The sequence below is a fragment of the Micrococcus sp. Mcc28 genome (assembly GCF_024519775.1).
GTDB lineage: Bacteria > Actinomycetota > Actinomycetes > Actinomycetales > Micrococcaceae > Micrococcus > Micrococcus luteus.
On sequence record NZ_JALJRH010000027.1, the window covers coordinates 1 to 19,538 of the forward strand.

General features: G+C 73.3%; 16 protein-coding genes and 2 pseudogenes. 2 read left to right on the forward strand and 16 right to left on the reverse strand.

Features of this window, described 5'->3' with window-relative positions; genetic code table 11:
* Nucleotides 1–174 precede the first annotated feature (174 nt).
* From NR073_RS10665 to NR073_RS10710, 10 genes are all read right to left on the reverse strand, one after another.
* Entirely contained in the window at nucleotides 175–840 is a 666-nt protein-coding gene (locus NR073_RS10665) for a histidine phosphatase family protein (RefSeq protein ID WP_036316944.1), read from the reverse strand.
* 12 nt (nucleotides 841–852) lie between these two features.
* Nucleotides 853–1,278: a ribosome silencing factor gene (rsfS, locus tag NR073_RS10670; protein ID WP_002853902.1), complete on the reverse strand. Its 426-nt coding sequence runs from the start codon at nucleotides 1,276–1,278 to the stop codon at nucleotides 853–855.
* Nucleotides 1,275–1,922 (reverse strand): nicotinate-nucleotide adenylyltransferase, encoded by a 648-nt coding sequence (gene nadD / locus NR073_RS10675; RefSeq protein ID WP_036316939.1) that lies wholly within the window; start codon nucleotides 1,920–1,922, stop codon nucleotides 1,275–1,277. The genes rsfS and nadD overlap by 4 nt, the downstream gene beginning before the upstream one ends.
* Nucleotides 1,923–1,996: 74 nt before the next feature.
* A complete protein-coding gene (locus NR073_RS10680; protein WP_036316935.1) occupies nucleotides 1,997–2,221 on the reverse strand; it encodes a hypothetical protein in 225 nt (74 codons plus the stop codon).
* A 79-nt stretch (nucleotides 2,222–2,300) separates the two neighbouring features.
* Nucleotides 2,301–3,650, reverse strand: a complete 1,350-nt coding sequence (locus tag NR073_RS10685; protein ID WP_036316932.1) for a glutamate-5-semialdehyde dehydrogenase — start codon at nucleotides 3,648–3,650, stop codon at nucleotides 2,301–2,303.
* A 73-nt stretch (nucleotides 3,651–3,723) separates the two neighbouring features.
* Nucleotides 3,724–4,929 (reverse strand): glutamate 5-kinase, encoded by a 1,206-nt coding sequence (proB, locus tag NR073_RS10690; protein WP_036316929.1) that lies wholly within the window; start codon nucleotides 4,927–4,929, stop codon nucleotides 3,724–3,726.
* Nucleotides 4,930–4,932: 3 nt separating this feature from the next.
* Nucleotides 4,933–6,480: a GTPase ObgE gene (gene obgE, locus NR073_RS10695; protein ID WP_256748828.1), complete on the reverse strand. Its 1,548-nt coding sequence runs from the start codon at nucleotides 6,478–6,480 to the stop codon at nucleotides 4,933–4,935.
* Nucleotides 6,481–6,649: 169 nt separating this feature from the next.
* Nucleotides 6,650–6,907: a 50S ribosomal protein L27 gene (gene rpmA, locus NR073_RS10700; protein ID WP_002853915.1), complete on the reverse strand. Its 258-nt coding sequence runs from the start codon at nucleotides 6,905–6,907 to the stop codon at nucleotides 6,650–6,652.
* Nucleotides 6,908–6,958: 51 nt separating this feature from the next.
* Nucleotides 6,959–7,264 (reverse strand): 50S ribosomal protein L21, encoded by a 306-nt coding sequence (rplU, locus tag NR073_RS10705; RefSeq protein ID WP_002853919.1) that lies wholly within the window; start codon nucleotides 7,262–7,264, stop codon nucleotides 6,959–6,961.
* A 232-nt stretch (nucleotides 7,265–7,496) separates the two neighbouring features.
* Nucleotides 7,497–10,802: an Rne/Rng family ribonuclease gene (locus NR073_RS10710; protein WP_372970639.1), complete on the reverse strand. Its 3,306-nt coding sequence runs from the start codon at nucleotides 10,800–10,802 to the stop codon at nucleotides 7,497–7,499.
* 268 nt (nucleotides 10,803–11,070) lie between these two features.
* Here NR073_RS10710 and NR073_RS10715 point away from each other — a divergent pair, with 268 nt between their 5' ends.
* Nucleotides 11,071–11,730 (forward strand): vitamin K epoxide reductase family protein, encoded by a 660-nt coding sequence (locus tag NR073_RS10715; RefSeq protein ID WP_044659082.1) that lies wholly within the window; start codon nucleotides 11,071–11,073, stop codon nucleotides 11,728–11,730.
* A gap of 86 nt (nucleotides 11,731–11,816) precedes the next feature.
* Here NR073_RS10715 and ndk read toward each other — a convergent pair whose 3' ends face one another.
* Complete coding sequence (gene ndk, locus NR073_RS10720; protein WP_044659083.1) at nucleotides 11,817–12,239, reverse strand: nucleoside-diphosphate kinase; 423 nt, start codon at nucleotides 12,237–12,239, stop codon at nucleotides 11,817–11,819.
* A 75-nt stretch (nucleotides 12,240–12,314) separates the two neighbouring features.
* On the reverse strand, nucleotides 12,315–12,659 hold the full coding sequence (locus NR073_RS10725; RefSeq protein WP_354403124.1) for a DUF4233 domain-containing protein: 345 nt from the start codon (nucleotides 12,657–12,659) through the stop codon (nucleotides 12,315–12,317).
* Here NR073_RS10725 and NR073_RS11380 point away from each other — a divergent pair.
* A pseudogene (locus tag NR073_RS11380) lies at nucleotides 12,652–12,696 on the forward strand (hypothetical protein); the annotation flags it as partial. The gene NR073_RS10725 and the pseudogene NR073_RS11380 sit on opposite strands and share 8 nt — an antisense overlap.
* A 115-nt stretch (nucleotides 12,697–12,811) precedes the next feature.
* Here the strand turns inward: NR073_RS11380 and NR073_RS10730 are convergent.
* The 4 genes and pseudogenes from NR073_RS10730 to NR073_RS10745 form a co-directional block, all read right to left on the reverse strand.
* Nucleotides 12,812–14,365 (reverse strand): folylpolyglutamate synthase/dihydrofolate synthase family protein, encoded by a 1,554-nt coding sequence (locus NR073_RS10730; protein WP_060973659.1) that lies wholly within the window; start codon nucleotides 14,363–14,365, stop codon nucleotides 12,812–12,814.
* Nucleotides 14,365–17,781 carry an isoleucine--tRNA ligase gene (gene ileS, locus NR073_RS10735; RefSeq protein ID WP_256748830.1) on the reverse strand — a complete coding sequence of 1,139 codons (3,417 nt, stop codon included), beginning with the start codon at nucleotides 17,779–17,781 and terminating at the stop codon, nucleotides 14,365–14,367. The genes NR073_RS10730 and ileS overlap by 1 nt, the downstream gene beginning before the upstream one ends.
* A gap of 278 nt (nucleotides 17,782–18,059) precedes the next feature.
* Complete coding sequence (locus tag NR073_RS10740; protein ID WP_044659087.1) at nucleotides 18,060–18,695, reverse strand: TIGR03085 family metal-binding protein; 636 nt, start codon at nucleotides 18,693–18,695, stop codon at nucleotides 18,060–18,062.
* Nucleotides 18,696–18,775: 80 nt separating this feature from the next.
* A pseudogene (locus NR073_RS10745) lies at nucleotides 18,776–19,538 on the reverse strand (pyridine nucleotide-disulfide oxidoreductase); the annotation flags it as partial.

A 19,538-nucleotide genomic window follows, 5' to 3' on the forward strand; every position in this document is an offset into this window, starting at 1 on the left:
CCCCTGACCTTCTGCATGCCATGCAGACGCGCTACCAACTGCGCCATACCCCCAGATGTGGGCGTCGCCCGCGATGTTCACGCGCCGTTTCCGGCCCGTTCGCCTCGCTGGCAACTCGACCAGCGTACACGGTCCCCGCGCGGGCACCAAATCGGCGTCCGGGCCGAGGCGCCCTCAGATGTTGTAGCCCTCGAAGGTCCAGTCGCCCCAGCCCTCGGCCCCGGTGTCGGCAGTGAACGCGCCCTGCAGCACGGCGGCGCGAGCGTTGCCGATCCGTTCCATCGCCGCGAAGGCCTCGCCCTCGTGACGCAGGAGCAGCCCCGTGGCCGCGCGGATCAGCGCACCGTGGGCCACGACGAGCAGAGTCTGGGCACCACCGTCGCGCGGAGTGTCTGCCCAGTGCGGGGGCACGTGTCCGCGCAGCGCACGCAGGGCCCGCTCGCCGCCCCCGCGCAGGGTCTCCCCGCCCACGGGGCCGGCGTCGAGAGCCGGCTCGGGCCGCCAGAGGCGGTGCTCGTCCGGCCAGCGTTCCGCGATGGAACTGAGCTCCAGGCCCTCCCACTCTCCCCCGGCCAGCTCCATCAGCTCCGGGTCGACGGCCACGGACGCCGCGCCCACCCGGGCTTGGAGGACGATCTCGGCCGTGCGCCGCGCCCGGGCCAGCGGGGAGCACACGGCCACGAGCTCCTCCGCGTCCTCGATCAGGTCGCCCACGGGCCCGCCGGCGGCGCGACGCGCCTGGCCCTCCCCCTCGGCGTTCAGCTCGATGTCCGTGTGCCCCTGGTACCGGTCCAGGGCGTTCCAGTCGGTCTCGCCGTGTCGCAGCAGGATCAGGCGCATCTCCCGGCCCGCTCAGGAGGCGTGCGAGGCGGAGGCGCCGTCGTCCTGGGCGGCCGCGTCCGGTCGGGTGCTCTCCTCCGGCAGGCCGAGGTCGATCGCCGGGGTGTCCTTCCACAGGCGGTCCAGCGCGTAGAACTCGCGGTCCTCGCGATGCTGGACGTGCACCACGAAGTGTCCGTAGTCGAGCAGCACCCAGTGGCCGTCGGACCGGCCCTCGCGACGCAACGGCTTGAGCTGCTCGTCCTTCAGCAGCGCCTCCTCGACGCCGTCGACGATCGCGTTGACCTGACGCTCCGAGGCGCCGGAGGCGATCAGGAAGGCGTCGGTGAGGCCGAGCCGCTCGGCGACGTCGAACGCGACGATGTGCGTGCCGAGCTTGTCCGCGGCGGCGGCCGCGGCGGTGGTGAGGGCGTCCAGGGTGGTCTGGGGAACGGTCACGAGGTCTCCTCTTCCGAGACGTAGAGGTGGTGCTTGGCGATGTATTGGACGACGCCGTCCGGGACGAGATACCAGACGGGCCGGCCCCGGCGGACGCGCTCCCGGCAGTCCGTGGAGGAGATCGCCATGGCGGGGATCTCCATCAGGGAGACGTCGGCGCCCAGGCCCATGTCCGAGAGGTCGTGGCCGGGACGGGTGACACCGACGAAGTGCGCCAGGTCCCAGAGTTCGTCCACGTCCTTCCACGTGAGGATCTGGCCCATGGCGTCCGCGCCGGTGATGAAGAACAGCTCGGCGTCCGGGTGCAGGCGGCGCAGGTCCCGCAGCGTGTCCACGGTGTAGGTCACGCCGGGGCGGTCGATGTCCACGCGGGAGACGGTGAACCGGGGGTTGGAGGCGGTGGCCACCACGGTCATGAGGTAGCGGTCCTCGGCCGGGGAGACCTGCCGGTCCGACTTCTGCCACGGCTGGCCCGTGGGGACGAAGACGACCTCGTCCAGCTCGAACTCGGCGGCCACCTCGGAGGCGGCCACGAGGTGCCCGTGGTGGATCGGGTCGAAGGTGCCGCCCATGATGCCGAGGCGACGACGGTGCGCGCCCCCGGCGGTGGGCGCGGGGACGGGTGTGCGGGAGGCGACGGTCATGCGCTCAGGAGACGAACGGACGGCCCGCCGCGTCGCCCCCGGCGGAGGCGGCGACGCGGCGGGCCGGTGAGACGTCAGTGACCGGAGGTGTGCGAGCCGCGGCCGGTGCCGTGGTGCTGGACCGCGGTGGTGGGCTCGGGCAGGCGCAGCGCGCGGGAGCGCATGGACATGGTGGCGGCCAGGGCGGCCATCAGCAGCGCGAAGACGAGCAGGCCGTACCAGATGGGGTCCATCGGCAGCTCGTTGACGACGTGGTGGCCCTCCTCGGCGGCGGCCAGGATCAGGGAGGTGTTCAGCATGGATGCTCCTCGGTGCAGCGGGTCAGACGGCCGGGCCGGGGCCGGGCCGAAGGGGTCCTGGTGTCCATCGTAGCCCGGCTCAGCGGCGGATCTGCCCGTCGCCGCGCAGGATCCACTTGGTGGTCGTGAGCTCCTCCAGGCCCATGGGCCCGCGGGCGTGCATCTTCTGGGTGGAGATGCCCACTTCGGCGCCGAGGCCGAGCTCGCCGCCGTCGGTGAAGCGCGTGGACGCGTTCACGATGACGGCCGCGGCGTCCACCTCGGTGATGAACCGCTCGGCCGCGGCCAGGTCGTTCGTGACGATGGCCTCGGTGTGGCCCGTGGACCACCGGCCGATGTGCTCGATCGCCTGGTCGAGGGAGTCCACGACGCGCACGGCCATCTCCATGTCCAGGTACTCGGTGCCCCAGTCCTCCTCGGTGGCGTCCACGGCGTCCCGGGCGTGGTCGCCGCGGTCGGCGAGCGTGGGCAGCCAGGCCCGCGCGGCCTCGTCCACGTGCAGCAGCACGCCGGCACGGGTGAGGGCGCGCAGCACTTCTCGGCCCACCTCCTCCGCGTCCCGGTGGAGCAGCAGGGTCTCGGCCGCATTGCACACGGAGGTGCGGTGGGTCTTCGAGTTGAGCACGATGTCCACCGCCATCTGCTTGGGTGCGGAGGCGTCCACGTACAGGTGCACGTTGCCCTCACCCGTCTCGATCACGGGCACCCGGGCCTCACGGACCACGCGCTGGATCAGCTCACGGCCGCCGCGCGGGACGAGGACGTCCACCGCGCCACGGGCGGCCATCAGGGCGGCGACGCCAGGACGTCCGAGGTCGTCGATGCCCTGGATGATGTTGGGGTCGAAGCCCTGGTCCACGAGCGCCTCCCGCAGCACCTGGATCAGGACCGCATTGGTGGACTCCGCGGCCGAGCCGCCGCGCAGGATCACGCCGTTGCCCGACTTCAGGGCGATGCCGGCGATGTCCACCGTGACGTTCGGACGGGCCTCGTACACGGCGCCCACGACGCCCAGGGGCACCCGCACCTGGCTCATCCGCACGCCGTTGGGCAGCGGGCCGCCGCGGACCACGGTGCCCACGGGGTCCGGCAGGCCGGCCAGGGTCTCCAGGGCGAGGGCCAGCGCCTCGACGCGCGCCTCGTCCAGCTTGAGGCGGTCCAGCATGGCCGCCGAGGTGCCGGCCTCGCGGCCGCGGCTGCGGTCCTCGCGGTTGGCCGTGATGATCGCGGCCGCGTTGGCGCGCAGGGCCTCGGCCATGTGGCGCAGGACGGCGTCCTTGCGGACGCGGCCGGCGGTGGCCAGCTCGGGCACGGCCTGACGCGCCCACTCGGCCCGTTGGCGGACGGCCTCCTCGACCTCGGGCGTCGGCGCCTCGGCGTCCTGGCGGCCGGACTGATCCTGGGGTGCGGTGCTCTCGGTGGTCTGCATGCCCCCAGCCTATCGAGCGCCCCGGACGAGGCACGAGGCCCCGGTCCGTCGCCGCGGCCGGAGCCCGTGCCGGTCAGCGCTGCGGCGGAGCCAGGCGCACCCAGTCGTCGGCGTGCACGACGACGCCGTCGTAGCCCGCGCCCAGGTCCTCGCGGAGGTCGGCGGTCGTCCGCCCGAGCATGGCGGGCAGCTGCGACGAGGAGTACTGCACGAGGCCGCGCGCCCGCACCCGGCCGTGCGCGTCCACGATCTCGACGACGTCGCCCGGCGTGAAGTCGCCCGTGCAGCCGGTGATGCCCGCGGCCAGCAGGGAGCGGCCGCGGTCGATCGCCCCGGCCACCGCGCCGTCGTCGATGACGAGCCGGCCCCGGACCTCCGCCGTGAGGCCGAGCCACGCCGCGCGCGCGGACCGGCGGCGGCCGGTGGCGGAGAACCACGTGCCCACGTCCTCCCCCGCGAACGCGGCGCCCGCGTTCGCGGCCGAGGTGAGCAGGGTCGGGATGCCGGTGGTGGCCGCGATGCCGGCCGCGTCCACCTTGGTCACCATGCCGCCCGTGCCCACGCCCGCGGAACCGGGCACGCGCACGTCGACGCCGGCCAGATCGTCGTCCGAGGTGACCTCCGGGATGCGCCGTGCGTCCGGGTTCGAGGGGTGGCCCGTGTAGAGGGCGTCCACGTCCGAGAGCAGGACCAGCAGGTCCGCCTTGCAGAGGTTGGCGGTGAGGGCCGCGAGGCGGTCGTTGTCGCCGAAGCGGATCTCGCGCGTGGCCACGGCGTCGTTCTCGTTCACGATCGGCATCACGTCGAGCGTGAGCAGCCGCGACAGGGCGCGGTGCGCGTTCGTGTACTGGGTGCGCCGCATGAGCTCCTCGGCGGTGAGGAGCACCTGCGCCACCTCCGTGTCGTGCCGGCCGAAGCTCGTGGTGTAGTGCGCCATGAGCTTGCTCTGGCCGACCGCCGCCGAGGCCTGCTGGGTGGCGGTGTCCTTGGGGCGTCGGCCCAGCCCGAGGTGGGGGAAGCCGGCCGCGACGGCACCGGAGGACACGAGCACCACCTGGGTGCCCTTCTGCCGCTCGGCGGCGAGGACGTCCACGAGCCGGTCGATGGCCTCCACGTCCAGGCCGTCCGGGGTGGTCAACGAGGACGAGCCGATCTTCACGACCACTCGGCGTGCGGCCTGCATCGTCTCCCGCGAGGTCACGGGGTTGGCCCGCGGGTCCTCAGAGCCGCGCGTGGCGGGGGTCGGATAGCGGGTGACGACGGTGCGCCGCACGGACATGGATCATCCCTCTCGATCGTCGGTGTCGGTCCACAGGCCGGAGCGTCGCTCGGCCTCCATCTCGGCCCGGGTCGCCGCACGGGCGGCCCGGCGGGCATCCTGCTCGGCGCGCTTCTCCGCGCGGGTCGCGCGGGTGCGCTCGTCGAGCCGCAGGTCGGTGCCACGGGGCCCGGCGAGCAGCTCGGCTCCCGCGGACAGCGTGGGCTCCCAGTGGAAGACCACGCCCGTGACGTCGTCGCCGATCACGACGGCGTCGCCCGGCCTCGCACCGGCCTTGAACAGGCCGTCCTCGACGCCGGCCCGCTGGAGCCGGTCCGCAAGGTAGCCGATCGCCTCGTCGTTCTGGAAGTCCGTCTGGGCGACCCACCGCTCGGGCTTCTCGCCGCGCACGCGGAACAGCGGCTCGAGGTTGCGTTCCTCGCGGCGGATCGTGAATTCGGCCCGCTCGCCACGGCGGCGATGCCGGCGCGGCACCTCGACGGGCGCGGCCGGCGCGGGCTCGACCACCCGGGAACGGGCCTCCGCCACGAGCTCGGCCATGGCGTACTTGAGGGCGTCCAGGCCCTCGCGGGCCAGCGCGGAGATGTCGAAGACCCGCAGGCCACGGCCCTCGAGCTCGTCGCGGACCATGTCCGCCATCGCGGCGCCGTCGGGCAGGTCGGTCTTGTTCAGGGCGATGAGGCGGGGCCGCTCGTTCAGCGGTACGACGCCCTCCCCGCCCTGGGAGAAGACGGGCTCCACCGCGTAGGCCTCGAGCTCGGCCTCGATGGCCTCGAAGTCGGCGATCGGGTCGCGGTCGGACTCGAGGCTGCCGCAGTCGAGGACGTGCACGAGCGCGGCGCAGCGCTCGACGTGGCGCAGGAACTCCAGGCCGAGGCCGCGGCCCTCCGAGGCACCGGGGATCAGGCCCGGGACGTCGGCCACGGTGAAGCGCACGTCGCCGGCCTGCACGACCCCGAGGTTGGGCACGAGCGTGGTGAACGGGTAGTCCGCGATCTTGGGACGGGCCGCAGACAGGGCAGCGATGAGGGAGGACTTGCCGGCCGAGGGGAAGCCCACGAGCGCGACGTCCGCCACGGTCTTGATCTCGAGCGTCAGGTCCCGGCTCTCCCCCGGCAGGCCGAGCAGCGCGAAGCCGGGCGCCTTGCGCTTCACGGAGGCCAGAGCCGCGTTGCCGAGGCCGCCCTGACCGCCGGCGGCGGCGACGTAGGTCGCGCCCTCCCCCACGAGATCGGCCACGATGTTGCCCTGCTCATCCTTGACCACCGTGCCGTCCGGCACGGGCAGCACGAGCGACTGGCCTTTCTTGCCCTCGCGGTGGTCGCCCATGCCCGGCTGGCCGTTCTCAGCGGACCGGTGCGGGGCGTGGTGGTAGTCCAGCAGCGTGGTGGTCTGCGAGTCCACCACGAGGGTGATGTCGCCGCCGTCGCCCCCGTCGCCGCCGTCGGGGCCACCCAGGGGCTTGAACTTCTCGCGATGCACGGAGACGCACCCGTGCCCGCCGTTGCCGGCGGTGAGGTGGAGGACCACGCGGTCCACGAAGGCTGCCATGGGAGTGCTCCTAGGGGCTGGAGGGATCGGACTCAGACGGCCCAGGGGCCGGAGACGCCGACGGCGGGGGCGGGGCCGGTGGATGCCGGCCCCCCCCCCGCCGGGGCGTCAGGGGGTGCGGGTGTCCTCGCCGGGCGAGGGTCCGCACGCAGACCGCACGAGTGTCAGATCACTCCGCGGCGGGGACGATGTCCACGACCTTGCGGCCGCGGCGCTGGCCGAAGGCCACGGAGCCCGCGGACAGCGCGAAGAGGGTGTCGTCCTTGCCGCGGCCGACGTTGCGGCCCGGGTGGAACTTGGTGCCACGCTGGCGGACGATGATCTCGCCGGCGTTGACGTCCTCGCCGCCGTAGCGCTTGACGCCGAGGTACTGCGGGTTCGAGTCGCGGCCGTTCTTCGAGGAACTGCCGGCCTTCTTATGTGCCATTGCTGTTGCCTAACCTCTCGGATGCTCGGTTTCGCCGGTGCCGGTGACGGCTCAGGCGATCCCGGTGATCTTGACCGTGGACAGCTCAGAGCGGTGGCCCTGGCGCTTCTTGTAGCCGGTCTTGTTCTTGTACTTCATGATGACGACCTTCTTGCCACGGGAGTGGGAGACGACCTCGGCGGTCACCTTCACACCGGCGGCATCGGCGCCAGCCTTGACCTCGTCCCCGTCCACCAGCATCAGAGCGGGCAGCTCGACGGAGCCACCGGTCTCAGCGGGAACGCGGTCAAGGGTAACGAGGTCTCCGACGGAAACCTTCTCCTGGCGGCCGCCAGCGCGGACAATCGCGTACACCACTTGGGACTCACTTCTCTCGACGTTTCAATGGATCAGATCGGGTTCTGCTCGCCCGCACCTCGACCGCGGCTGCGTCCGGGTCCGGCGGTCCCTCACCGGGACATGCGGGAGCGTGCGGGCGGTGAACACCGATGGTCCAGCATACTCGCTGCCGGGCATCCGGACCAAACAGAGGCGTGTCGGCGCGTCGCCGCCGCCCGGGGCAGGCCCGGGGCGGCGGCACCGACGACGGTCAGCGGCCGCGACGGGCCAGGTCGGCGGCCTTCACGCCGACGCCGAGCATCACCGGGGCGGCACCCTGCGGCTCGGCGGGGGTGGACGCCTCGGCCACGGCCGCCGTGAAGCGGCCGCCCTGGGCGCCGCTGGGCGCGGCCTGGACCTGGACGTGGACGCCGTCGGACGACACGGCACGACGCGAGCGCCGGCGCGGCGATCCGGGCGCCGGGGCCGCCTGGGCCTCGGTCGGGGCGTCCGCGGCGGACGCCTGGTCCGCGTCCGCCGTGGGCTCCGCCGTCGGCTCGGTCGCCGCAGGCTCCACCATCACGGCCTCCTCGACGGCGGCCGGGGCGGCGGGCTGCTCGTGGACCTCGGTGGCGTCCGTGGACTCCTCGGGCGAGGGCTCGGTGGCCTCCACCGGAGCCGCGTCCGTGCGGTCGGCCGTCCGCTCGGCGGACGCGTCCGCACCGGCGGCCGGACGGACGACGCCGTCGCTCGAGGCCCGGCGGGACCGGCGGCGCCGGGGCGCCAGGGCATCCTCGGCGGGCACGGGCGCCGAGGCATCCTCGACCGGCTCCGATGCGTCCTCCGCGGGCGCGGCCGCCGAGGACTCGGCGTCCGCGGCGTCGTGCCGCGACGGCGTCGCGCGCTCCGCGCCCTGGTCCTCGGCGTCGGTCTCGGTCGAGGCCGCCTCGCCGTCCCGCCGGGACCGCCCACGGCCACCCCGACGACGCCGGGACCGGCGGGGACGGTCGTCCTGCGCGTCCGCGTCCTCCGGGGACTCGGCCTCCTCGGCCTGCGCGACCGGGTCCTGGTGCTCGGGGGCCTCGGCGGCGGCCGGCTCGGCCTCCTCCTCCGTCTGACGGGGCTGATCGGCGGACTCGGCGGGGCCGTCGTCGTGTGACCGCGCGGCATCCTCAGAGCCCGCGACCTCGGCGCCGGTGTCCCCCGACTCCTCGGTGCGGCCCCGGCCGCGGCGGCGGCCCCGACGGCGCCGGCGACGCGGCGTCTCCTCCTCGTCCGCCCCGGCCGGCTGCCCGGCCTTCGCGGGCCCGGCCGACGCAGCCTCGACGGCCTCGGCCACTGAGTCCTCGGCGGCGTCCGCCGCCTGCTCGGCGGGGGCGGGCTCCTGCGCGGGGGTCTCGTCCTCGGCCACCTTGCCGGAGGCCTTCGCGATCGAGTGCAGGGCGACCCGGGCGGCCTCGGCCCGCTCACGGCGCTGCCGCTCGTCCTCGGAGTCGACGTGCTCGGCGCCCGTCGTCGTGGCCGCGGCGGCGTGGGCGTGCTCGCCCTCGCCGTCGCCCCGGCGCCGGCGACGACGGCGGCCCTCCGCTTCGCCGCGCTGCTCACCGCCGGAGCGGCCCCGCTCGACGGGGGTGTCCTTGATGATGATGCCGCGGCCGGCGCAGTGCTCGCAGGTCTCCGAGAACACCTCCACGAGCCCGGTGCCCATGCGCTTGCGCGTCATCTGGACCAGGCCGAGCGAGGTCACCTCGGCGACCTGGTGCTTCGTGCGGTCCCGGCCCAGGCACTCCACGAGACGGCGCAGCACGAGGTCGCGGTTGGCCTCGAGCACCATGTCGATGAAGTCGATGACGATGATGCCGCCGATGTCCCGCAGGCGCAGCTGCCGGACGATCTCCTCGGCGGCCTCGAGGTTGTTCTTGGTGACGGTCTCCTCGAGGTTGCCGCCGGAGCCCGTGAACTTGCCGGTGTTCACGTCCACCACGGTCATGGCCTCGGTGCGGTCGATCACGAGCGAGCCGCCGGAGGGCAGGTACACCTTGCGCTCGAGCGCCTTGTGGAGCTGCTCGTCCACGCGGTGGGTGGCGTACAGGTCCTCGCCGTCGTGGTCCTCCGGCACCCAGTGGTGCAACCGGTCCAGCAGGTGCGGGGCCACGTAGGTCACGTAGGCCTCGATGTTGTCCCACGTGGCCTCGCCCTGCACGAGCATGGCGGAGAAGTCCTCGTTGAAGACGTCGCGGACCGTCTTGATGGTCAGGTCCGGCTCGGCGTAGAGCAGCTCGGGGGCGAGCACCTTGGTGCCGGACGCCTTCTCCTGGATGCCCTCCCACTGGGCGCGCAGACGGTTGATGTCGTTCTGCAGCTCCTGCTCGGAGGTGCCCTCGGCCGCGGTGCGCACGATCACGCCGGCGTCCTGCGGCAGGTGGTCCTTGAGGATCTTCTTCAGACGCGAGCGCTCCACGTCCGGCAGCTTGCGGGAGATGCCGGTCATCGAGCCTCCCGGCACGTACACGAGGTAGCGGCCGGGCAGGGAGACCTGGCTGGTCAGACGGGCGCCCTTGTGGCCCACCGGGTCCTTGGTGACCTGGACGAGCACGGTGTCGCCGGACTTGAGCGCGTTCTCGATCTTCCTCGGCTTGCCGTCCAGCTGGGCGGCGTCCCAGTTGACCTCGCCCGCGTAGAGCACGGCGTTGCGTCCGCGGCCGATGTCCACGAACGCGGCCTCCATGGACGGCAGCACGTTCTGGACCTTGCCCAGGTACACGTTGCCGATCATCGAGTCCTGCGTGGTGTGCGAGACGAAGTGCTCGGCCAGCACGCCGTCCTCGAGCACGGCGATCTGGATGCGCTGGTCGCGCTGGCGCACCAGCATCTTGCGGTCCACGGCCTCGCGGCGGGCCAGGAACTCGGCCTCGGTGATCACGGTGCGGCGACGCCCGCCCGAGCGGGAGTCGCGGCGGCGCTGGCGCTTCGCCTCGAGCCGGGTGGAGCCCTTGACGCTCTGGACGGTGTCCGAGGCGGTGCTCACGGCCTGGCGCGGCGCGCGCACGCGGGTGACGGTGTGCTCGGGATCGCCGGCCTCGCCGCCGTCGAGCTCCATGTCCACCTCGCCGCGGCGGCGTCGGCGGCGCCGGCGGGAGACCACGGCGCCCTCGGCCCGGTCCTCGGACTCTCCGGCGTCCTCGTCCTCGGAGCGCTGCCGGGACGTGGTCTCGGTGCGCAGGACCTCGATCAGGTTCGCCGGCACGGCGAACGGGTCGGTCGGGTCGACCTGCAGCGTCGGCGCGCTCGGCTCCTCGGGCGCGTCCGCGGCGTCGTCGGACGCGGGGGTCCGCTCCGGCTGAACCGCCCCGGCGGCGGTGTCCGCCGCGGTCTGCGTCACGGCCTGCTCGGCCGTCTCCTCCACGCGTTCGTCTGCGCGGGTCGTGTCCTCGTTGTTGGCCGCCATGGCAGCACCTCCCGCCGACCGACGACGCCACACTCGCCGCCGCCCGGCGTGTCCGCGTCCGCCGCCGGCCGCGTTGCCCCGGGCGCCGTGCGCCACGGGTGCGCCGGGAGGCGGACTCCGAGAAGTCATCGGGTGGACCGCGTCGACCGTCAGGGCCCGGCGCGGAACCGCTGCGCCCTCGAGATCGGGGCCTGGGCGTCACGTGCCGTCCGCCGGCCGGCGCACGGACGCGCACGGGCGAAGCCCGGCGTCCACCTCCCGCACGATGCTCGACGCGGGGGCGCCTCGGCGGCGGCCCGACGTCGGGCGCGCAGCGGGCTGCCCCGCGGTGTGGCCACGGGACGGCCAGGGCCGATTCTCTCACATCCGCCCCGGGCACGCGCCTAGAATCGTGTCCATGCCTGCGACCCCGCTGACGGACGACATCCGCCTCTCCCCCGCCGACGACATCCCCGCCGAGGAGGCCCGGCTCACCTGGTACGCCCGGCCCGCGGGCACGGCGGCGCTGCTCCTGATCACCTCGCTCGTGGCGCTGACGGCCACCATCATCATCATCGTCGAGCGCGCCCTCCTCACCGCGGACCCGACGCACCGCACGTCCTGCGACCTCAACCCGTGGGTGTCCTGCGGCCAGGTGATGCAGTCGTGGCAGGCCCACACCTTCGGCTTCCCGAACACGTACATCGGCGTGGTCGCGTTCTCCGTGCTCATCACCGTGGGGATGTCCCTGCTCGCCGGCGCCCGCTTCGCCCGCTGGTACTGGCTGCTGATGAACGCGGGGATCCTGGCGGGCTTCGCGTTCTGCGTGTGGCTCTGGTACTCGGCCGTCTACAGCATCGGCACGCTCTGCCTCTACTGCATGATCGTGTGGGCCATGGTCATCGCCCAGCTCGTGCTCGTGACGTCCCGGAACCTGCAGACCGGCACGCTGCCGGCCCCGGCCGGTCTCGTCCGCCTCGCCCGGGAGCTGGCCTGGCCCGTGATCGTGCTCCTCTACGTCCTGGTGTTCGCCTCGATCCTGCTGGAACTGGGCCTCGGGGTCATCGGGATCGACTGAGCCCGCGCTCCCCCACCGGGCACGACGACGGCGGCCGGTCACCCCACCAGGGTGACCGGCCGCCGTCGTGCGGGCCCGGAACGGGCTCAGCCGAACCAGATCGCGAGCTCGCGCTCGGCCGAAAGGGTCGAGTCCGAACCGTGGACGAGGTTCTTCTGGACGGCCTCGCCCCAGTCCCGGCCCAGGTCGCCGCGGATGGTGCCCGGGGCGGCCACGGTGGGGTCGGTCTTGCCGGCCAGCGAGCGGAACCCCTCGATCACCGAATCGCCCGTGACGCGCGCGGCCACCACGGGGCCGGAGGCCATGAACGCGACCAGCGGCTCGAAGAACGGCTTGCCCTGGTGCTCCTCGTAGTGGCGCTCCAGCATGGCACGGGTGGGCGTGAGCATCTTCAGATCGGCGATCACGTAGCCCTTGCGCTCGATGCGCGCGAGGATCTCGCCGACCAGGTTGCGGGCCACCCCGTCCGGCTTGATGAGGACGAGGGTCTCTTCGGTCTGGTGCGTCATGGGGTGTGCTCCTAGCGTCGTCGGACGGCCGCGAGCGCGGTCCGGTTCCCGCCCCACCCTAGTGGGGCCCGGGTCTCAGCGTCCGTGCTCGGCCTCCCAGGCGGCCTCGAGGCGGTCGCGCTGGGCGTTCTCGACGTCCATGGCCCCGCCCTTGATCACGGCGTACGCCCACGTCAGCGCGAAGAGGGCCCCCACCACGAACATCGAGTACTCCCAGAAGCCGGAGGCCAGCAGGACGGCCTGGATCGCCCAGCCGATCGCGATGCCGACGGGCCTGCGCACCAGGGCGCAGGTCAACACCGCGACGACGGCCAGCGCGGAGTAGCCCGCCACGAACCACCAGGCGCCCGGCTCGTCCCGGTGCATGCCGAACAGCATGAGCCCGAGGAAGAAGATGAGCACCGCCTCGAGCATGAGGATCGTGGAGGTGAACAGGGCGCGCACGGAGCGGCGGCGCCGACGAGTGCCGGGGCGCCACTGCCGCTGGGCTCGCGTCTCACGCGCGGGGCGCCAGGACTCGTCGCCGAAGCGCCCCTGCTCCGTGGCGCCTCCGGTCTCCGGCTGGTCGGGGGTCATCGGTCCTCCTCCGGCCGGCGGCGGGCGCCGGCGTCGTCGCGGTCCTCGAGCAGCTCGAGGATCTCCGGATCCAGATCGTCCTCGTCGGCGTCCGCCAGCCCGACGGCGTCGAGCAGGTCGGCGGGGTCGAGGCCGCGGGCGGCCACGGTGACGGGGCCGGCGTGGCGGGGCTCGCCCACGAGGGTGCGGACCTCCGCGGCCAGGGTGATCGAGCCGAGCACGAGCACGCCGCCGCCGGTGCCGGAGGCCAGTTCATCCGCACTCGTCTCCAGGGCCTCCGCGCGGCCGACCGCCCACTCCAGGGCGTCCGGCACGGACTCGGTGGCGTACACGTCATCCTCGGGCCAGCCGGCGTCGACGGCCATGCGAGCCAGCTCCCCGGCCGGGATGGCGCGGGCCGAGGAGGACTGCGTCACCGCGAGGTCCTCCACGTCGTCGCCGAACGCCCGGTAGAGCGCCGCGAGCATGCCCGGCGCGTCCTTCTCCTGGAGGATCCCGACGACCAGCGAGAGGCGGGTGAAGCCGAACGCCTCCTGCACCGCGCGGGCCGTGGCCCGCACGCCGTCCGGGTTGTGGGCGGCGTCCACGATGAGCGTGGGGGCGGTGCGCAGCACCTCGAGCCGGCCGGGCGAGGTGACCTGGGACAGCCCCTCGCGCAGCAGCTCCTCGTCCAGCGGTCGCTCGCCGCCGCCCAGGAACATCTCCAGGGCCGCCACGGCCACCGCGAGGTTCTGCGCCTGGTGCTCCCCGAGCAGCGGCAGGAACAGGTCCCGGTACTCGGCCGCGAGGCCACGCACGGACACCTGCTGGCCGCCCACGGCCAGGGAGCGCTCGAGCACGCCGAACTCGACGCCCTCGAAGCGGAACGGCACGTCGGCCGCTCGGGCCGCCTCGAGCAGCACCTGGGCGGCGTCGCGCTCCTGGGCGGCGGAGACGAGGGCGCCGCCGGGCTTGATGATGCCGGCCTTCTCCTCGGCGATCTCGGCCTCGGTCTCCCCCAGCAGGTCCGTGTGGTCCAGGGAGATGGGGGTGACCACGGAGACGACGGCGTCCGCGACGTTGGTCGCGTCCGTCACGCCCCCGAGGCCCACCTCGAGGACGACGACCTCGACGGGTTCGTCCGCGAACACCGCGAAGCCCAGCGTGGTGACCGCCTCGAAGTACGTCAGCGGGACCTCGCCCGCGGCTTCGAGCTCCGCGTCCACGGTCTGCACGATCGGGAGGATCTCCCCCCACACGCGCACGAAGGTCTCGTCGGCCACCGGGGCGCCGTCGATGCTGATCCGCTCCGTGACGCGCTGCAGATGCGGCGAGGTGTAGCGCCCGGTCCGCAGCCCGTAGGCGCGCAGGACAGCCTCGACCATCCGCGCCGTGGACGTCTTGCCGTTGGTGCCGGTCAGGTGGATCACCGGGGCCGCGTGCTGCGGGTCGCCGAGCAGCGCGAGCACGCGCCGCATCGGCTCGAGCCGCGGCTGCATCTTGTTCTCCGGGGCGCGGGCGAGCAGGTCCCGGTAGACCTCCTCGACCGTGCCCGGGGCGTCCGCGCGCATCACGCGTCCGCCTTCGCGACGGTGACGGCCACGGTCTTCATGGCGTCGTCGGCCGGGTCCTTGCGCGGGTCGGCCGCGCCGGAGTCCACGAGCTCCAGGTCCACCGTGAGGGTCTCCTCCGCGACGAGACCGCGGTGGGCCTCGAGCGCCGCCACGACGGTGGTGGGGCCCTCGATCCGCGTGCGCACGCGGTCGGAGACGTCCAGGCCGGCGGCCTTGCGGGCCGCCTGGACGGCGCGGACCACGTCCCGGGCGGTGCCCTCGGCGGCCAGCTCCGCGGAGACCTCGGTGTCCAGCACGAGGAAGCCGGCGGTGCCGGGCAGCACGCCCACCGCGGTCCCCTCGGGGGCACCGGTGGAGACGGTGCGCAGCTCGTAGAGCGCGGGGGCCAGGGTCACGGTCTCGCCGTCGGCGAGCGTGACCGCCAGGCCCTCGGCCGTCTCCTCGTACGCGCCGGCGTCGACCGCCTGCTTCACGAGCGGCACCTGCCGGCCGAACGCCTTGCCGAGCTCGCGGAAGTTCAGCTTCAGCTCCGTGCCGATGCCGTAGCGGGCGATCGCCTCCTCCGAGAGCTCGGTGAGCTCGACGTCCTTGAGGTTCAGCTCGTCCGCCACGATGCGGGCGTAGGTGCCCTCGAGGCCCGCCGCGTCCGGGACGACGACGGACAGGCGGGGCAGCGGCAGGCGCACCCGGCGCCCGGCCCCCTTGCGCAGGGCCGAGCCGGCCGAGCTGATGCGGCGCACCGCGTCCATCCGGGCCACGAGGGAGTCCGCCTCGGGCCCGTGCGGGAACAGGTCGGCGTCCGGGTAGTCGGTCAGGTGGACCGAGCGGCCGCCCGTGAGACCGCGCCAGATCTCCTCGGCGATCAGCGGCATCAGCGGTGCGGCGGCCCGGGCGAAGGCCTCCAGGACGGTGTAGAGGACGTCGAAGGCGACGGTGTCCTCGTCGAAGAACCGCTCACGGGACCGGCGGATGTACCAGTTGGTCAGGGTGTCCATGAAGCCGCGCAGCGCGTCCGTGGCGTCCGAGACCTCGTAGGCGTCCAGGCTGGTCTTGACCTCCCGCAGCATGCGGCCCGTGGCGGCCAGGATGTACTGGTCCAGGGGGTCCTCTGCGGTGTGCCGCTCCTGCGCGCGGTACCCCTCGGGGCGGGCGCCGCCGTCGTGCGCGGTGTTCGCGTACAGGGTGAAGAAGTGGTAGGCGTTCCACGCCGGCAGCAGCACCTGGCGGACGCCCTCGCGGATGCCCTCCTCCGTGACGATCAGGTTGCCGCCGCGCAGGATGGGGCTGGCCATGAGGAACCAGCGCATGGCGTCCGCGCCGTCGCGGTCCAGGACCTCCGTGACGTCCGGGTAGTTGCGCAGCGACTTGGACATCTTCTGCCCGTCCGAGCCGAGCACGATGCCGTGCGCGATCACGTTGGAGAACGCCGGCCGGTCGAACAGGGCGGTTGCCAGGATGTGCATGGTGTAGAACCAGCCGCGCGTCTGGCCGATGTACTCCACGATGAAGTCCGCCGGGTTGTGCGTGGGGAACCAGTCCGCGCGCTCGAACGGGTAGTGCACCTGGGCGTACGGCATGGAGCCGGAGTCGAACCAGACGTCCAGCACGTCCTCGACGCGGCGCATGACCGCACCGGCCGCGGCGGCCTCGGGGTCCGGGTGGGGGCGGGTGAGGTCGTCCACCCACGGGCGGTGCAGGTCCACCTCGCCCTGGGCGTTGCGCGGCAGGCGGCCGAAGGCCTCCTCGATCTCCGCGAGCGAGCCGTAGACCTCCTGGCGGGGGAAGTCCGGGTGGTCGGACTCCCACACCGGGATGGGCGAGCCCCAGTACCGGTTGCGGGAGATGGACCAGTCGCGCGCGTTGGCGACCCACGTGCCGAACTGCCCGTGCTTCACGTTGCCGGGGATCCAGGTGATCTCCTCGTTCAGCTCGAGCATGCGCTCCTTGATCTGGGTGACCTTGACGTACCAGGACGTCACCGCGCGGTAGATCAGCGGCGTGCGGCACCGCCAGCAGTGCGGGTAGGAGTGCTCGTAGGAGGCCTCCCGCGCGAGCCGGCCCAGCGAGCGCAGGGCGCGGATGATCGTGCGGTTGGCCTCGAAGACCTGGACGCCGGCGATCTCGCGCAGGTCGCCGCGCCCGACGTCCTCGCGGGCGAACAGCGGCAGGAACCGGGCACCGGAGTCCACGGAGAGCAGCACGGGGATGCCGTTGGCCTCGCACACGCGCTGATCGTCCTCACCGTAGGCCGGCGCCTGGTGGACCACGCCGGTGCCGTCCTCGGTGGAGACGTAGTCGTCCACGAGGATGCGGTGGGCGCCCTCGACGCCGAGGTCACGGCCGTTGACGGTGAAGGTCTCCCCGCGGTGGACGTCGAACACGTCCGTGAACAGCGGCGCGTAGGCCAGGCCGCCGAGGCGGGCGCCGGGGATCGTCTCGGTGACCGCGGCGCGGGCGGCGTCGGCGTCGGCGTAGCCGAGCTCCTTGGCGTGGGCGCCCACGAGGTCCACGGCCAGGAGGAAGCGGTCCCCGTCCGCGGTCGCGCCCTCGGGGCCGGCCGGCACCACGGCGTACTGGATCTGGGGGCCGACGGCGAGGGCCGCGTTGGTCGGCAGCGTCCAGGGCGTGGTGGTCCAGGCCAGGACGTGGACGCCGGCCAGGTGCGCGGCGAGCGCCGCGTCGGCGCCGCCGTCGGGCACGAGGGCGGGGTCCGCCGGGAGGCCGGTGATCGGGAACGTGACGGTGACCGAGGGGTCCTGGCGCATCTTGTAGACGTCGTCGTCCATGCGCAGCTCGTGGTTGGACAGCGGGGTCTCGTCGTTCCAGCAGTAGGGCAGGACGCGGAAGCCGCGGTAGGTCAGGCCCTTGCGGTGCAGCTCGGAGAAGGCCCAGATCACGGACTCCATGAAGTCCGGGGTGAGGGTCTTGTAGTCGTTCTCGAAGTCGACCCAGCGGGCCTGGCGGGTCACGTAGTCCTGCCACTGGTCCGTGTACTTCAGGACCGAGGAGCGGCAGGCGTCGTTGAACGTGTCGATGCCCATGGCCTCGATCTCGGACTTGTCCGTCATGCCCAGCTGCTTCATCGCCTCGAGCTCGGCGGGCAGGCCGTGGGTGTCCCAGCCGAAGCGGCGCTCCACGCGGCGGCCCTGCTGCGTCTGGTAGCGGGCCACGAGGTCCTTGACGTACCCGGTGAGCAGGTGGCCGTAGTGCGGCAGGCCGTTGGCGAAGGGCGGGCCGTCGTAGAAGACGAACTCGTTCTGCGAGCCGTCCTCGTTCCGGGTGGGACGCTGGTCGATCGAGGCCTGGAAGGTGCCGTCCTCGTCCCAGTACGCCAGGATGCGGCGCTCGATCTCCGGGAAGCGCGGGGAGGCGGGGGTGCGGCCGTCAGGGGCGGAGGAGGCGAGGGGGTACACGGGGGTCCTTTGCGTCCGGGGCGTCGGTTCCGTGCAAGGACGCCCGAGGGCCCGACCCTCCGGCCGGCCGCGGACGCGGTACCACCTTGCTTGCCGGCGTCGGGAGGTCCCCGGGGTGCCGGCCGCTTGATGACTGCTGTGACGGGCTTACCCGTCCGGTTCTACTGGGGCCGTGCGGCCCGTTCTTCCGGAGGCTCGCCGGTGATGGCCGGGTCGACGCCTATGCCCGCCAGTGTAGTGGACGCTGCGCCGGCCCGTGGCCGCGGGGCCGGAGCGCGTCAGAGGGCGGTGCGCACGGCCGCCGACGCGTCGCCGTCGATCTCCACGTGCACGGCGTCCCGGCCCGAGGCCCAGAGGAGGAGCTCCCCGACCTCGCCGGTCACCGTGACGGGCGCCCGCAGCGCCACGGCCCCACGGGTGACGGTGACCGGGGCGCGACCCGGGCCCTGGAGGACCACCGGCGCCGCGGACTTACGCAGGAACAGCGGGGCCATGCGGCGCAGCGAGCGGTAGAGGGCGTCCTCCTCGTCCGGGGAGAACGAGCGCGGGGCGGGCAGCGAGCCGCTGGCCGCGGACTCGCCGCGCCGGACGTCCTCGAGGTGGATGAAGTGCTCGGCCGCGTTCACGTGCCTATCCGCCGCCCGCATGGGGTTCAGCGCCGACGGGCCCGCGGCCCACTCCCGCACGACCTCGGCATAGTCGCGGCGCTTGGTGTCCGCGGTCAGGCGGTCGAGGTGGCGGGACAGCGGCGGGATGAACAGGGCGGCGAAGGCGTCGGGCCGGCTCTCCCGCAGCCAGAGGTGGGCGGCGAGGTCGCGGGTGCTCCAGCCGCCGCACAGGGTGGGCGCGTCGGGGCCCTTCTCGAGCAGGAGGTCAGCGAGGCGGGCACGTTCGGCTGCGGCGAAGGTGGTCATGGGCACCACGGTAGGGAGCGGGCCGCGGCGCGGGCGAGGGGTGGCCCGCGCCCCGCCGCGGGTCCACCCGACGGGAGGACTCAGCCTTCGGCGCCGAGGAGGACACCCTCCCGGGAGATGCGGGTCATCTCCTCCCGGTCCACGACCTTCACCCGCTCCCGCGCCACCGGACCGGCCTCCGTCGCCTGCGCACCCAAGGACTTCTCATGCTCATCCAGAGCATGCCAACCGGCCCACGTGGTGTACGGGACCTCTCGGGACTCGAGCAGCTCGATCACGGACTCCTCCGACGGCTCCTGGGCCCTCCACAGCCCCGGCTCGTCCTCGATCAGATGCGTGATCGTCTCCAGAGAGTCACCCTTGGTGTGCCCGATCAACCCCACCGGGCCCCGCTTGATCCACCCCGAGGCATACAGACCCGGCACCGGGGCACCGTCCGCGTCCAGCACCCGGCCCTCCGCGTTCGGGATCACCCCGCGCACCTCATCGAACTCCACCCCCTCCACCGGGGACCCGAAATAGCCCACCGCCCGGTAGATCGCCTGCACCGGGTAGTCCACCGTCTCGTCGGTCGGGCGGACCCCACCGGAGCCGTCGAGCTCCATGCGGCGCATCCGCAGACCGTCCACCCGGCCGTCCCCGTCCTCGTCCAGGAACTCCTCCGGAGCCTGCAGGAAATGCAGGTGCAGCCGGCGCGAGGCGCTCTGCTGACGATCCTCCTGCTCCATGAGCCAGTTCGTCAACGTGCCCACCATGGTGCGGACCTGGTTGTTCTCCTCGATCGCCTGCTCCGAGGCCTCATCGAAGTCGAAGTCCTCCTCGTACAACACGATGTCCACATCC